Below are 14,551 nucleotides of genomic sequence, written 5' to 3'. Positions count from 1 at the left end.
CGACGGCGTGGTCCGGCTCACCAGCGGCCCAGTCGCGCCTGCAGGACAGCGAGTGCCGCCGGTCCGGCGGTGGACGTGCGGAGCACGCTGTCTCCGAGTCGGACCCGCACGGCACCCGCGGCCTCGAGCCGGTCGAGCTCCGCGCCGTCGATGCCGCCTTCGGGGCCGACGACGAGTGCGATGTCCTCGGCGTCCGTCGGGGGTGCCCAGGTGGCGAGTCGCACGGTCGCGGTCGGGTCGAGCAGGACGAGGGCGGTCCCCTCCCCGAGCGCGGACACGAGCTGTCCGGTCGTCACCAGCGGCGCGACGACGGGCACGCGCGGTCGGATCGCCTGCTTCGCGGCCTCGTGCGCGATCGCTGCCCACCGGGCACGGCCCTTCTCGACCTTCGCGCCGTCCCACCGGGAGACGCTGCGCGCGGCTGACCACGGCACGACCCGGTCGACGCCGATCTCGGTCGCCGCCTGCACCGCCATCTCGTCACGGCCGCCCTTCGCCAGGGCCTGCACGAGGGTCAGCGACGGGCGCGGTGCATCCTGGTGCTCGACGGTCTCGACCGCGAGCTCCAGCGTGTCCTTGCCGAGCGTGGTGACCGGACCGGACACCACGGTGCCCCGACCGTCGGCGATCCGCAGGACCTCGCCGACCCGGACGCGCGCGACGGAGACCGCATGCCGGCCCTCGGCGCCGTCGAGCGACACCGGGTCACCGACGGCGACGCCGTCCAGCGAGTCGACGAGGTACAGCGACGCCATCAGTGGTTGAAGAACCGGTCGCGGAGCTTGCCGAACATGCCCTGCTGGAACCGGGCGAGCTGCGGGGCGGTGGTCTTGTGCGACTTCGCGAGCTGCTCGACCAGCTGCCGTTCCTTGTGGGAGAGCTTGGTCGGGGTGACGACCTGCACGCCGACCCGCAGGTCACCGCGGCCGTTCCCGCGCAGCTTCGTGATGCCGCGGTCCTTGATGACGAGGACGTCGGCACTCTGCACGCCGGGCCGGATCTCCAGCTCGACCGGACCGTCGAGGCCGTCGATCGTGGTGGTCGTGCCGAGGACGGCGTCGGTCATGCCGACCTCGAGCGTCGCCAGCAGGTCGTCGCCGTCACGGCTGAAGACGTCGTCGTGGCGCACACGGATCTCGAGGTACAGGTCACCGGACGGGCCGCCGGCCGGGCCGACCTCGCCCTGGCCGGGCATCTGCAGGCGCAGGCCGGAGTCGACGCCGGCGGGGACGTCCACCGGCACGGTGCGACGTGCGCGGACGCGGCCCTGACCCTGGCAGGTCGGGCAGGGGCTCGGGATGACGGTGCCGTACCCGCGGCAGGTGCCGCACGGGGCGCTCGTCACCACGTTGCCGAGGAGCGAACGGACCTGGCGCTGGATGTGCCCGGAGCCGCCGCAGATGTCGCACGTGCGCGGGCTGGTGCCCGGTGCGCAGCAGGAACCGTGGCAGGTCTCGCACAGCACCGCCGTGTCGACCTCGACGTCCTTGTGGGTGCCGAAGACGACCTCGTCGAGGTCGACCTCGATGCGGAGCAGGGCGTCCTGGCCGCGCTCGGCACGGCTGCGCGGGCCCGACCCACGGCCGCCGCCACCGCCGCCGCCGAAGAAGGCGTCGAAGATGTCGCTGAAGCCGCCGGCGCCACCGCCGAAGGGGCTGTCGGCCTGCGGGCCGGCGTCGTACCGGCGTCGCTGCTCGGGGTCGCTCAGCACGTCGTACGCGTGCGTCACGTCCTTGAAGCGCTCGGCGGCGTCGGGTGCCGGGTTCACGTCCGGGTGGAGCTCACGCGCCAGGCGGCGGTAGGCCTTCTTGATGTCGGCATCGGAGGCGTCTCGCTGGACGCCGAGGACGTCGTAGTGGTCTGCCACGTATCCCTCAGTCGGTTGGGTTCGGTCGGTTGGTTGGTCAGTGTTCGCCCAGGAGCTTGGACAGGTAGCGGGCGACGGCGCGGACGGCGGCCATGTTCGTGCCGTAGTCCATGCGGGTCGGTCCGAGGACGCCCAGTCGGGCCACCTCGCCACCGGCCAGGTAGCCGCCGGCGACGATGCTCGTGGCGTCGAGTCCGTACTCGGCGTTCTCGACGCCGATGCTGGCCGCCACCGCGATGTCGTCCACCTGCATCTCCCCGAACAAGCGGAGCAGGGTGACTTGTTCCTCGATCGCTTCGAGCACCGGGAAGAGGCCGCCGGAGAAGTCCTGCTCGCTCTTCGCCAGGTTGGCCGCACCGGCCATCAGCAGGCGGTCCTGCCGGTTCGCGGCGACCTGCTCGATGAGCGTGGCGACGACGACCCCGCCGAGCGTCTGGGCGTCGGGGCGGAGTTGCTGCGGCACGGCTCGGAGCGCGGTCGGGACGTCCTGCAGCAGGAGCCCCACGGTCGCGCCGTTCACCACGGTGCGGAGCTCGCCCAGCGAGTCCTCGTCGAGCGGCACGTCGGTCTCGACCACGCGCTGTTCGACGCGGGCGGTGTCCGTGATGAGCACCACCATCAACCGGGCGTCACCGAGCCGGACGAGCTCGACGTGCTGCACCCGGGCGCGCACCATCGAGGGGTACTGCACCAGTGCGACCTGGTTGGTGAGCTGGCTGAGCAGCCGGACGGTGCGCCCGAGGACCTCGTCGAGGTCGTTCGGGGCACCGAGGAAGGTCTCGATGGCGTGCCGCTGCGCGCTGGAGAGCGGACGGGCACCCGCCAGGTGGTCCACGAAGACGCGGTACCCCTTGTCGGTCGGCACCCGGCCGGACGAGGTGTGCGGTGCGGCGATCAACTGCTCGTCCTCGAGCAGGGCCATGTCGTTGCGGATCGTCGCGGCACTGACCCCGAAGGCGTGCCGCTCGACGATGGTCTTCGACCCGACGGGTTCACGCGACGCCACGTAGTCGCGCACGATGGCCTTGAGGACCTCGAGGCTGCGTTCACTGACCACGAGCGCCTCCTTTCCCGATCGACCTGGCACTCGGACGTGTCGACTGCTGATCCTACGCCCGACCGCTGACGGCCCGGGACTTCCGGGCGGTCGGCCGGTACGCTTCCGCCATGACCTACGGACAGCAGCCCGACGGCCCCGGACCCGAGCAGCCCGGCGGCCCGTACGGCCACGGCCCCGGTGGGCCCCAGCAGCCCGGCGGACCGCAGTACCCGGGCGGACCGCAGTACCCGGGCGGACCGCAGTACCCGGCCGGCTACGTTCCGCCGCAGCCGATGAGCCCGGAGGACCAGCGCCTGTGGGCCACGCTGACGCACATCGGCGGCATCTTCTTCAACTTCATCGCACCGTTGGTCGCCTACCTGGTCCTCCGCGACCGCGGCGGCTTCGTCCGAGAGCACACCCGCGTCGCGCTGAACTTCCACATCACGATGGGCATCGCCTACGTGGTCGGTTCGCTCACGTCGGTGTTCGGCGTCGGGGTCCTGATCGTGCTCGCCGCTGCGATCGTTTCGCTGATCTTCAGCATCATGGCGGCGGTCGCCGCGAACCAGGGCCAGTTCTACCGCTACCCGCTCTCGATCGAGTTCATCAAGCAGTAGCGGCACCGGGAAGCAGCGCGCAGCAAGCAGTGCGCACGCCCCTCAGTCGAGCAGCTCCCGCACCACCGCGTCGGCGAGCAGGCGACCCTGCAGGGTCAGGTCGATCCGTCCCCGCACCGCGGCCGACCCGTCCACGAGTCCGCGTGCGATGAGCCCGGCGACCCGGCCACGGGCCTCCTGGCGGATCTCGCTGGTCGCGAGCTCCCCGCGGACCCGCGCCGCCAGCAGCAGTCGCTCGACGTACCGCGTCTCGTCGTCGATGGTCTCGCGGCCGGCGGCCGGCGACTCCCCCGACAGCACCCGGTTCGCGTACGCGGCCGGGTGCTTGACGTTCCACCAGCGCGTGCCGGCGACGGCGGAGTGCGCGCCGGGGCCGACGCCCCACCAGTCGTGGCCCTTCCAGTAGGAGAGGTTGTGGCGGCTCGCGTGCGCGTCACCGCGCGCCCAGTTCGACACCTCGTACCAGGAGTAGCCGGCGTCGCCGAGCACCTGGTCGGCGAGCTCGTACATGTCGGCGGCCAGGTCGTCGTCGGGGGCGGGGAGCTCGCCGCGGGCGACCATGCGGCCCATCGCGGTGCCGTCCTCGACGATGAGCGAGTACGCCGACACGTGGTCGGGCTCGCAGGCGATCGCGGCGTCGAGCGAGGTCCGCCAGTCGGTGAGGGACTCCCCCGGCGTCGAGTAGATGAGGTCGAGCGAGACGTCGAGTCCCTGCTGCTTCGCGAGGTCGACGACGACGGGGACCCGGAGCGGGTCGTGCGTGCGGTCGAGCGTGGCGAGCACGTGCGGCACGGCGGACTGCATGCCGTAGCTGATCCGGTTGAAGCCGCCGGCCCGCAGGGTCTCGAGCGACGCCGCGTCGACGGAGTCGGGGTTCGCCTCGGTGGTGACCTCGGCCCCGGGCAGGATGCCCCAGGTGTCGTCGATCGCACGGAGGATCATCGCCAGGTCGGACGCCGGCAGCATGGTCGGGGTACCGCCGCCGAAGAAGACGGTCGACACCGGCCGCCGCGGCACACCGGAACGGTCGAGCACGGTCGCGGCCCACTCGATCTCGCGCACGGCGTGGCCGGCGTAGTCGTCACGGCGGACGCCGCGGAGCTCCGACGCCGTGTAGGTGTTGAAGTCGCAGTAGCCGCAGCGCACGCGGCAGAACGGCACGTGCACGTACACGCCGAAGGGGACGTCACCGGCGGCGGGAGCATCCCCCGGCCCGGCAGCGGAGCCCGCTGCCGCCCACGGGGTGATCAGGCCGTCCGCGGGTGCTGGATCGGCGATCGGAAGAGCACTCGGCATGAAGTCCATTGTCCGTCATGATGGGAGCCATGGAGCACCATCCCGTCCCCACCACGGTCCTGTGGGACATCGACGGCACCCTCGTGATGAACGCGTCGTCCCCGGGCAACCTCTACCACCTCGCCCTCGAGCGGGCGGTGGGCCGCGACCTCACCCTGCGGGTCGGCCACCAGCACGGCCGGACCGACGCCGGGCTCATCGCCGAGCACGTGCGCGCCCACGCGTTCGAGGACACCCTGATCCCCTCGGTCAGTCAGCACCTGCACGACCTCACCGCCGAACGGCACGCGTCCGGCGACCACCGCAGCCCGGTTCCCGGTGCGAAGGCGCTCCTGGCCCGGTTCGCCGAACTCGGCTGGCGCAACGGCCTGCTCACCGGCAACTCCGAGTACCGCGCCCGGGTGAAGCTCACCGGCGCCGGGTTCGACCCCGACGTCTTCGACTGGGAGCACTCGTACTTCGGCGACACCGAGGTCGAGCGGGCCGGGGTCACCCTGCGCGCCGCCGCGGAACTGGTCGGCACCCGGGCGGTCATCGTCGGCGACACCCCGCGCGACGGCGAGGCCGCGGACGCCGCGGGCATCCCCTTCCTGGCCGTGGCGACGGGTGTCTACGACGTCGATGCGCTGCGGCACACGAACGCCGTGACCGTCGCACGCGACTGCCAGCAGGACGCCGCCCTCATCGAGGACGCGATCGCCGCGCTCCCACCGCTCCGCTGAGGAGCGGGAGCGGGCGGGGTCGCGAGACCGCGAGCGACCGCGACCGCGACCGCGACCGTGCGACCGCGACGCCTAGTCGCCCCGCAGCGCCGCCAGGTACTTCTCCGCCATGACCTTCTGCTGCCGCCGCACGAACGGCGCCACGAAGCGCCACTTCCGGCTCGCCGGCTGCGAGAACTGCCGGACCTGCAGCCACACCGACCCGTCCGGGGTGCGCTCGACGACGAACGACTCCTCGCCGGAGAGCGGGTGCCCCTCGAGCGTGCCGTAGGCGAACCCCTTGCGGTCGTGCTCGTCGATGATCGACACGACGCGCACCGGTGCCAGCACGGTCTGCCCGAACGCGTGGATCGTCAGCGTCGCGCTCGTGCCCGCCGTCAGCAGCGGGGTGCCGTCGGGGGCGAACTTCTCGACCCGGGGCGTCCCGATGGACGCCGGGGCGATCGGCACACCGTCGTCGTCGAAGGTCACCGGGTTGTATCGGACCTCGTCGTCGTCGGGCTGCTCCTCGACGCGCACGCGGACACCGCTGCGCTCCTGGATCTGCCACGTGAGCGCCTGCACCACGGCGGTCTCGAACCGCTGGTCGCCGTGTCCGATCCGCGCGCGCGACTCGGCCGGCGTGAAGCCGTCCGGCGGGTAGGTCATGAGGTCCGACGCCTGGGTCGCCCCCACCGCGCCGTACGTCAGGGCGGTCCGGTAGCTCCCGCGGATGCTCATGCTGCCATGGTACTTGGGCGGACCACCCCGGATCGAACCGATCCGCGCTCACCTCCGGCGGATCGGCCCACCCGCCGTGCACCCCGAACTGGAGGCCCGACAACCGCACGCCCCGCGGCTATCGTCAGCAGGTGCCCCGCCCCACCCCCGCCCGCCCGCGGTCCGTCGACCGCCGGACCGCAGTCCTCGCCGCGCTCACGCTCGTCGCGTTCGGCGTGGCGGCGACCGCCCGGGTGCTGGTGGACGCGACGACCTCGGCCGCAGCGTCGCCCGCCCGGTACGCCACCGCTGCGATCGCCCCCGAGTCGTGGAACGGCTTCGACACCGCGAACGTCATCGCCGCCGTCGGGGCGAGCTGCGCCGGCGCCGGGGTGCTGCTGTTCGGTGCCGCGCTGGTGTCGGCGGTGCGGCGTGATCGCGGCCGCCGGCTGGCGCTGGTCCTCGCGGTCGTGACGCTCGCGATGGTGGTCGGCGCCGTGGTCGCCGGGGTGGCTTCCGGCGAGCAGACCGACTTCGACGCGGCTGCCCACTGGGCCATCCTGCGGACCGCACTGGCGGGACTGGCCGCAGCGAGCCTCCCGGCCCTCTGCCTGGCCGCCCTGCGGGCCCGCGCCCGCCGGACCGGCTGAACCGGCGCTACTTCTTCTTCTCTTCGACGTCGCCGGAGAGCGCCGCGATGAAGGCTTCCTGCGGGACCTCGACCCGACCGATGGTCTTCATGCGCTTCTTGCCCTCCTTCTGCTTCTCGAGGAGCTTGCGCTTGCGGGTGATGTCACCGCCGTAGCACTTGGCGAGGACGTCCTTGCGCATCGCGCGGATGCTCTCGCGGGCGATGATGCGGGCGCCGATGGCGGCCTGGATCGGCACCTCGAACTGCTGGCGTGGGATGAGCTTGCGCAGCCGCTCGGTCATGAGCGTGCCGTAGGCGTACGCCTTGTCGCGGTGCACGATCGCGCTGAAGGCGTCGACCTGGTCTCCCTGCAGCAGGATGTCGACCTTGACGAGGTCGGCGGCCTGGTCGCCGGTGGGCTCGTAGTCGAGCGACGCGTAGCCCTGGGTCTTGCTCTTCAGCTGGTCGAAGAAGTCGAAGACGATCTCGCCGAGGGGCATCTCGTAGCGGATCTCGACGCGGTCCTCGCCGAGGTACTCCATGCCGAGCAGGGAGCCGCGGCGCTGCTGGCAGAGCTCCATGATCGCGCCGACGTAGTCCTTCGGGGCCAGGATCGCGGCGCGGACCATCGGCTCGCGGACCTCGACGATGCGCCCGGTCGGGAACTCCGAGGGGTTCGTGACCTCGGTCACGGCGTTGTCCTCGGTCGTGACCTCGTAGATCACGCTCGGGGCCGTGGTAATGAGGTCGAGGCCGAACTCCCGCGACAGCCGCTCGGTGATGATCTCGAGGTGCAGCAGCCCGAGGAACCCGCAGCGGAACCCGAAGCCGAGCGCGACCGACGTCTCCGGCTCGTAGACCAGTGCGGCGTCGGAGAGCTTGAGCTTGTCGAGCGCCTCGCGGAGCACGGGGTAGTCGCTGCCGTCGATCGGGTACAGGCCCGAGAACACCATCGGCTTCGGGTCCGTGTAGCCGGGCAGCGCCTGGGTCGCGGGCTTCTGCGCGCTCGTGACGGTGTCGCCGACCTTCGACTGGCGGACGTCCTTCACGCCGGTGATCAGGTAGCCGACCTCGCCGACGGACAGCCCCTTCGTGGGCTTCGGCTCCGGGCTCGAGACCCCGATCTCCAGGATCTCGTGCGTCGACTTGGTCGACATCATCTGGACCTTCTCGCGGGGCGAGATGGTGCCGTCGATCATGCGGACGTAGGTGACGACGCCGCGGTAGCTGTCGTAGACCGAGTCGAAGATCATCGCGCGGGGCGCCGCTTCGGCGTCGCCGACGGGGGCCGGAACACGACGGACGACCAGGTCGAGGAGCTCGGGCACCCCGACGCCGGTCTTGCCGGACACCCGGAGGACGTCCTCGGGCTTGCCACCGATGAGCTGTGCGAGCTCGGCGGCGTACTTGTCCGGTTCGGCCGCCGGCAGGTCGATCTTGTTGAGGACCGGGATGATCTCGAGGTCGTTCTCGAGCGCCAGGTACAGGTTCGCGAGCGTCTGCGCCTCGATGCCCTGGGCGGCGTCGACGAGCAGGATCGCGCCCTCGCAGGCGGCCAGGGAGCGCGAGACCTCGTACGAGAAGTCGACGTGCCCGGGGGTGTCGATCATGTTCAGCGCGAAGGTCTCACCGTCGAGTTCCCACGGCATGCGCACGGCCTGCGACTTGATCGTGATGCCGCGCTCGCGCTCGATGTCCATGCGGTCGAGGTACTGCGCACGCATCGCGCGGTCCTCGACGATGCCGGTGATCGACAGCATGCGGTCGGCCAGCGTCGACTTGCCGTGATCGATGTGCGCGATGATGCAGAAGTTGCGGATCGCGTCGGCCGGGGTCGCTGCGGGCTCCAGCGGAGCGGATGCTTGTGGGCTCACGGTTCCTCAGGTGGGTCGGACGGTCGCAACAGTCTCCCACGCTTCACCCGCCCTGGAGGCACGGCGCGCGTCAGCCGCGCACGGTGCGCGGTTGATCCGCTCCCGGTGCGCTCTCGCGTCGGCGTGCTGGACCCCGCACGGTGCGAGGTCGGCGGGTCCGTGCGCCGTTGACCGCCCGGTGACCGGATGCTGCGCGGCACGGGGCGAGCATCCTCGCACCAGGTGGAGGACCACGCACCGTGCGCCGTCCTGCCGACCGGCACCGGGCCTCCTGGCCGTGTGGATCGCGTCAGACGGTCGCGTGCGCCGGAGCCGGCAGCGCGCCCAGGCCCCGCCGGAGGTCGTCCGCGGTGGCTGCGAGGCACACGCGGATCCACCCCTCGCCGGTGCGTCCGAAGGCGCTGCCCGGCGCGACGGCGACCCGCTCACGCTGCAGGAACCCCAGCGCCCACTCGGCGATGTCCCCGTCGGACGCGTGCGACATGTCGATCCACAGGTAGAACGCTCCGCGCGGGTCGAGGTACCGGATGCCGGCGGCGTCGAGCGTCTCCTTCGCGACCTCGAGGTTCGCGCGGTAGTGCTCCCGAGCGTCGCGCACCGCGGAGTGGTCCCCCACGATCGCCGCGAGGGCCGCGTACTGGTCGGGTTCGGCGACGCAGCTGATCATGGCCTCCTGCGTGGTCCGCATCGTCGCGCCGAGGCCCTTCGGGGTGACGAGGTACCCGACACGGACGCCGGTCATCGCGTACGTCTTGCTGAGCGAGAACGCCGAGAACACGCGGTCGTCCTCGTCGAGCGCCGCCAGGCTGACGTGCCGGGTGCCGTAGGTGAAGTACTCGTAGACCTCGTCGCTGATCACCCAGAGGTCGTGCCGCTTCGCGAAGGCCAGCAGCGCGCGCAGGGTCTCCTCGCCGAAGACCGAGCCGAGCGGGTTCGACGGCGAGTTCACGACGATCACCCGGGTGCGCTCGGTGACGCTCGCCTCGAGGGCCTGCAGGTCGGGTTCGAACCCGTGCTGCGGCTCCAGCCGGTACGGCACCGGGGTCGCGCCGATGATGTGGGCGTTCATCGTGAAGGTCGTGTAGCCGGGGTCCGGCACGAGCACCTCGTCGCCCGGGCTCAGCGTCAGCGTCATCGCCTGGAACAGCGCCTGCGTCGCGCCGATCGTCATCCAGATCTGCTCGAGGTCGGCCTCGATCCGGTTCTCACGGCGGAGCTTGTCGCGGACGGCCTCGCGGAGGGGCGCGATCCCGCCGTTCGCGGTGTACCCGGTGCGGTCCTCGGTCCAGGCACGACGGGCCGCCTCACCGATGTGCGGCGCCACCGGGACGTCCGGCTCGCCGATCACGAGCATCGTGACGTCCGTGCCGCTCGACTGCAGCAGGGCTGCCTGTTCGAAGACCCTCCGGATGCCGGAGGCGGGCACGGTGTCGATGCGCGGTGCGAGGGAGGGCATGTCCGTCACGGTATCCGGTGCGTGTTGCCGTGGGGTTTCGGCGCGGTCGGCCGCGGGCTTCCGCCGATCCGGCGGTGTTTCGTGCTTTGGTGGCAGCCCGCTTGCCTGGTAGTGTTGGTGGCTGGCTTCCGCGTTCCCCGCCCACGGGTGGAACGCGATGCGACCAAGGGCCCCTCTACCCTGCGGTCGCGCCCACCCGTACGAGACGAGCAGGAGCAATTCATGGCGAACATCAAGTCGCAGATCAAGCGCATCAAGACCAACCTCAAGGCCACCGAGCGCAACAAGGCGTACAAGTCGGAGCTCAAGACGCACATCCGTCGTGCCAACGACGCCGTCGCCGCCGGTGACAAGGACAAGGCCGTTGCTGCCCTGGCCCTCGCGTCGAAGAAGCTCGACAAGGCCGTGAGCAAGGGTGTCATCCACAAGAACCAGGCCGCGAACCGCAAGTCGGCCATCGCGAAGAAGGTCTCGTCGCTCTGACGTCCTGACCCTTCTGGCCCGAAGGCCCCGCACCGTTGGTGCGGGGCCTTCGTCGTGCGTGGGGCTTCTGGTTCGCTTCGTGAGCAGAAACGGTCGGGTCGCGATGGCGGACCCGACCGTTTCTGCTCACGAAGCGCCGGCCGACAGGCGCGGGACAGCCGGGAGGCCTGACTCGCCTCAGCGGGGCTCGCCGCGTCGGGCGATGGTGCGGACCATGACCTCGAGCGCGTAGTGCGCGTCGCGCGAGCCACCCTTCACCGCGGTGTCCGCCTCGGCGATGCTGATGATCGCGTTGGCCAGCCCGGACTCGCTCCAGCCGGCGACGTCACGCTGCGCGCGCTGCACCTGCCACGGCGCCATACCGAGCGCCGAGGCCGCCTGCCCGCTCGGGCCCCGGAAGGCGCTGACCTTCGCCATCGTGCGGATCTTGCTCGCGAACGCGGCGACGATCGGCACGGGTGCCTCGCCGGTGGCCAGGGCGTGCCGCAGCTCGACGATCGCCGGTGCCGACCGGCCCGCGAGGGCGATGTCGGCGACCTTGAACGCGTTCGTCTCGACGCGACCGCCGTAGTACTTGTCGACGACCTTGTCGGTGATCTCCTCGGCCTCGTCCGCCAGGAGCTGTCGGCACGCGGCGGCGAGTTCGGCGAGGTCGTCGGCGAACGCGGTCACCAGGGTCCGGACGGCGGAGGGCGCGATCCGGCGTCGTGCGGCGCGGAACTCGGCGTTCACGAAGTCGATGCGATCGGTCTCGCGCTTGAGCTCGTCGCACAGCACCTCGACCCCGCCGCCGACACCGCTGCGGATCGTGTCGAGGAGCTTCTTGCCGCGCACACCACCCCCGTGCCGGAGCACCAGGGTGACGTCGTCGGCGGGGGCCTGCAGGTACGAGATCGTCTCGGTGATGAAGGCGTCGGTGCACTTCTCGACGTTCGTGACCTGCACGAGTCGCGGCTCGCCGAACAACGACGGGCTGGCGAGGGTCGCGAGGAGCCCGGGGGCGTACTGGTCGGCTTCGAGGTCGTGCACCTCGAGTGCTGGGTCCTCGCCCTGCAGCAGGTCCTTCAGCACACCGCGGGCGCGGTCGGCGAGGAACGCCTCGGGTCCGGTGATGAGCACGACGGGTGCCGGACGGATCCCCGACCAGGGCACCTGGTCGATCTTCGCTGCGGCGCGCGCGGGCTTCTTGGCGGCCATGTGGTCCTTCCGGTGGTGCCGGCCCGGACGGTGCCGGGTCGAGTGGTGCACCGTCGATCCTACGGGCGGCCGCCGACGACGAGCGCTCCGTCCACACACGCACCTCGTCGCTGCCGGACCGGGCGAGCACCACGGTGCCGAGCTCGTCGGAGCGGAGCGGCAGCGTGCCCGCGGCCTCGAGCATGCCGAGCGCGGACGGCGTCGGGTGTCCGTAGGTGTTGTCCGCGCCGACCCCGACGAGCCCGACCCGCGCCGTGAGCCCCCGGTAGAGCTGCGGATCCTGGTCCGCCGAGCCGTGGTGCGCCACCTTCACGACGTCGATCGGCCCCACCGGCTGCTCCCCGGCGTTCCGGAGGCGACGTTGCGACGACTCCCCCAGGTCGCCGAGGAACACCCCCGTCAGGCACGCCGGACAGGAGTCTCCGTCCGCCGGGCCCGTGGCCAGCACGATGCTCGCGTCGTTGCCGGCGGCACGGTCGCCGACCAGCGGCCACACCACACGCCAGGCGAGCGGCCCGAGGGTTCCGGAGACGCGATCATCGGCCGTCCGGACGTCGACACCGGCACGTCGGAGGTCGTCGACCACCCGTTCGTCCGACGCACGGCCGACGGGTCCGACCAGGGCGGTCTCGACGGTGTCGGCCACCGCGCCCACCGCACCGACGTGGTCGCGGTCGAAGTGCGTCAGGACGAGCAGGTCGATCCGGGTGACCCCGAGCAGGCCCAGGCACGCCCGGAGCCGTTCCTCGTCGTCGCCGGTGTCCACGAGGGCGACGGCGTCGTCGCCACGGAGCAGCACGGCGTCCCCCTGCCCGACATCGCACGCGGCGACCGACCAGTCCCCGGGCACCGATCCCCGGACGACGAGCACCGGGACGGTGACCGCTGCGACACCGACGACGACCACGACCCCCGCGGCGAGCAGCAGCCGGGAGCCGAGCTGCCCCCGGACCAGCACGGCGATCGCGATGCAGCCGCAGACCAGCACGGCGGCGGCCACACCGAGCACCCCGTCGGGCCAGGGTGCCGAGGCGTAGGGCAGGGCCGCCGCCCCGTGTGCGATGGCCCCGACTGCGGCGGCCGGGACCCACGCGACGGCCGCGAGCCCCTGCGCACCCAGCGGCCACACCGGAGCGAGGCCACACGCGGCGAGTCCGACCACCGTGACGACCGGCGCGAACGGCTCCGCCAGCAGGTTCGCCGGCACCGCGTAGGTCGGGAGCGCCGCCGACAGCGGGATCGTCACCGGCCAGCACGCCACCTGCGCCGCGACGGGGATCGCGAGTGCGGCGGCGAGCGGCGGCCACACACGACGAGCCAGGAGCTCGGTGAGCGGCGGGCCGAGCACCACGATCCCGCTCGTGGCGAGCACGGACAGGGCGAACGCGAACGACCGGGCGAACCAGGGGTCGACGACGAGCATGCCGACCGCGGCGAGGGCGATGAGCGGGACGCCCCGCACCGGTCGCCCGGCCAGGTGCACGACGAGCACCACGATCGCCATGACCGTCGCCCGGACGATCGAGGGGTCGGGCCGCACGAGCACGACGAACACCAGGAGCACACCGACGGCCACTGCCGCTCGAGGTGCTCTCGGCAGCCCACAGGCGCGACCGAGGACCACGACGAGCCCGACCACCACCGCGCAGTTCGCCCCGGACACCGCCGTCAGGTGCGTCAGCGCCGAGGTCTCCATCGCCGCCTCGGTCGTCGGGTCGAGGCCGGAGCGGTCCCCGATCGCGAGTCCGCGCAGCAGTGCCGCTCCGGGCTGCGGCAGGTCGGCCGTGGCCCGGACGAACGCCTGTCGCGCGGTGTCGGTGGCGCCGCGCAGCCCGTCGGGCGGCACCGACGACGGCATCCCGCGCGCGAACGCCACGAACGCGGTCGCCGATCCGGGTTCGTCCGGCTGCACGGCGGCGGTCACGGTGACCCGGGCTCCGGCCGCCAGCACGGCACCCGGTGCCCCGCCGTGCTGGTCGGGCACGAGTCGGATCGGCACGCGGAGCCCGTCGAGCTCGTCAGCGCGCACGAGCGACGCGGTGGCGGAGCGGTCACCCGGCACGAGGTCGCGGGTCAGCACCGCCTCGACGTCCACGTGCCCCGCCCCCGGACCGGCGACGAGCGCACGCAGCGGTTCCGGAGCCCGTCTGGAGTCCCCCACGGTGACCGACACCGCGAGCAGCGTCGTCAGGGCCCCCGCGACGAGCAGCAGCCCGGCGACGGCCGCCACGACCCCGGTGCCCCGACGCCACCGGAGCACGATGCCGCTGACGCCGGTCAGGAGCGCCGCGGCCCCACCGACCACGGGTGCCACGTCGGGCACGCCGACGAGCAGGGCGGTCGCGATCCAGGCGGCGGCGACAGGCACCGCGACCCGCAGGTCGATCGCACTCGGCGCGAGCTGCACCGTCGCCCCTCAGACCCGCACGCGATCACGGAGCTCGGCGAAACGCACGTCGCCGATGCCGCTGACGTCGAGCAGGTCCTCGACCGCGGCGAACCGGCCGTGCTCGTCACGCCAGGCGAGGATTCGCCCGGCCAGCCCCGGTCCGATGCCGGGCAGGGTCTCGAGCGCGGTCTGGTCGGCGGTGTTCAGATCGACGACGGCAGCCCCCTCGCCCCCGGAGCCCCCAGCGCCGCTGCCGGGGCCGGGGCCGGCGGCAGCAC

General features: G+C 72.2%; 13 protein-coding genes and 1 pseudogene. 4 read left to right on the top strand and 10 right to left on the bottom strand.

Annotation, left to right across the window (positions count from 1 at the left end):
• Positions 1-17: 17 nt before the first annotated feature.
• Genes DEJ21_RS17410 through hrcA form a run of 3 tightly spaced genes read right to left on the bottom strand, consistent with a single transcriptional unit; the run spans position 18 to position 2,924 of the window.
• Complete coding sequence (locus tag DEJ21_RS17410) at positions 18-755, bottom strand: 16S rRNA (uracil(1498)-N(3))-methyltransferase (protein ID WP_111039127.1); 738 nt, start codon at positions 753-755, stop codon at positions 18-20.
• Positions 755-1,867 carry a molecular chaperone DnaJ gene (gene dnaJ / locus DEJ21_RS17405; protein WP_017886671.1) on the bottom strand — a complete coding sequence of 371 codons (1,113 nt, stop codon included), beginning with the start codon at positions 1,865-1,867 and terminating at the stop codon, positions 755-757. Before dnaJ ends, DEJ21_RS17410 begins: the two co-directional genes overlap by 1 nt.
• 37 nt (positions 1,868-1,904) lie before the next feature.
• Complete coding sequence (gene hrcA, locus DEJ21_RS17400) at positions 1,905-2,924, bottom strand: heat-inducible transcriptional repressor HrcA (RefSeq protein WP_027465308.1); 1,020 nt, start codon at positions 2,922-2,924, stop codon at positions 1,905-1,907.
• Between the two features lie 110 nt (positions 2,925-3,034).
• On the opposite strand from hrcA, the gene DEJ21_RS17395 reads away from it, so the two are divergent.
• Entirely contained in the window at positions 3,035-3,526 is a 492-nt protein-coding gene (locus tag DEJ21_RS17395) for a DUF4870 domain-containing protein (protein ID WP_309146994.1), read from the top strand.
• A 42-nt stretch (positions 3,527-3,568) separates the two neighbouring features.
• Here DEJ21_RS17395 and hemW read toward each other — a convergent pair whose 3' ends face one another.
• Positions 3,569-4,822, bottom strand: coding sequence for a radical SAM family heme chaperone HemW (hemW, locus tag DEJ21_RS17390; RefSeq protein ID WP_111225464.1), 1,254 nt, complete (start codon positions 4,820-4,822; stop codon positions 3,569-3,571).
• A 29-nt stretch (positions 4,823-4,851) separates the two neighbouring features.
• Here hemW and DEJ21_RS17385 point away from each other — a divergent pair, with 29 nt between their 5' ends.
• Complete coding sequence (locus DEJ21_RS17385; protein ID WP_181435953.1) at positions 4,852-5,544, top strand: HAD family hydrolase; 693 nt, start codon at positions 4,852-4,854, stop codon at positions 5,542-5,544.
• 72 nt (positions 5,545-5,616) lie between these two features.
• Here DEJ21_RS17385 and DEJ21_RS17380 read toward each other — a convergent pair whose 3' ends face one another.
• Positions 5,617-6,264 (bottom strand): DUF1990 family protein, encoded by a 648-nt coding sequence (locus tag DEJ21_RS17380; protein WP_035808235.1) that lies wholly within the window; start codon positions 6,262-6,264, stop codon positions 5,617-5,619.
• Positions 6,265-6,395: 131 nt separating this feature from the next.
• On the opposite strand from DEJ21_RS17380, the gene DEJ21_RS17375 reads away from it, so the two are divergent.
• Complete coding sequence (locus DEJ21_RS17375; RefSeq protein ID WP_111225449.1) at positions 6,396-6,893, top strand: hypothetical protein; 498 nt, start codon at positions 6,396-6,398, stop codon at positions 6,891-6,893.
• Positions 6,894-6,900: 7 nt separating this feature from the next.
• On the opposite strand, the gene lepA is transcribed toward DEJ21_RS17375, so the two are convergent.
• Positions 6,901-8,748: a translation elongation factor 4 gene (gene lepA / locus DEJ21_RS17370; RefSeq protein ID WP_017886664.1), complete on the bottom strand. Its 1,848-nt coding sequence runs from the start codon at positions 8,746-8,748 to the stop codon at positions 6,901-6,903.
• A 289-nt stretch (positions 8,749-9,037) separates the two neighbouring features.
• A complete protein-coding gene (locus tag DEJ21_RS17365; RefSeq protein WP_111225448.1) occupies positions 9,038-10,204 on the bottom strand; it encodes a pyridoxal phosphate-dependent aminotransferase in 1,167 nt (388 codons plus the stop codon).
• A 222-nt stretch (positions 10,205-10,426) separates the two neighbouring features.
• Between DEJ21_RS17365 and rpsT the strand changes: the two genes are divergently transcribed.
• On the top strand, positions 10,427-10,687 hold the full coding sequence (gene rpsT / locus DEJ21_RS17360; protein ID WP_017886662.1) for a 30S ribosomal protein S20: 261 nt from the start codon (positions 10,427-10,429) through the stop codon (positions 10,685-10,687).
• Between the two features lie 177 nt (positions 10,688-10,864).
• Here the strand turns inward: rpsT and holA are convergent, their stop codons facing one another.
• The 3 genes and pseudogenes from holA to DEJ21_RS17345 all read right to left on the bottom strand — a co-directional run.
• Positions 10,865-11,884 (bottom strand): DNA polymerase III subunit delta, encoded by a 1,020-nt coding sequence (gene holA / locus DEJ21_RS17355; RefSeq protein WP_027465301.1) that lies wholly within the window; start codon positions 11,882-11,884, stop codon positions 10,865-10,867.
• A gap of 622 nt (positions 11,885-12,506) precedes the next feature.
• Positions 12,507-13,742 (bottom strand): annotated as a pseudogene (locus DEJ21_RS18730) (ComEC/Rec2 family competence protein); the annotation flags it as partial.
• A gap of 558 nt (positions 13,743-14,300) precedes the next feature.
• Positions 14,301-14,551 (bottom strand): ComEA family DNA-binding protein (locus tag DEJ21_RS17345; protein ID WP_146247831.1); only part of this gene is annotated, 251 nt, incomplete at its 5' end.

Source organism: Curtobacterium sp. MCSS17_006 (assembly GCF_003234215.1).
Taxonomy (GTDB): domain Bacteria; phylum Actinomycetota; class Actinomycetes; order Actinomycetales; family Microbacteriaceae; genus Curtobacterium; species Curtobacterium flaccumfaciens.
Note: the sequence above shows the minus strand (reverse complement) of the source record. Positions and strands in the feature narration are given on the sequence as shown.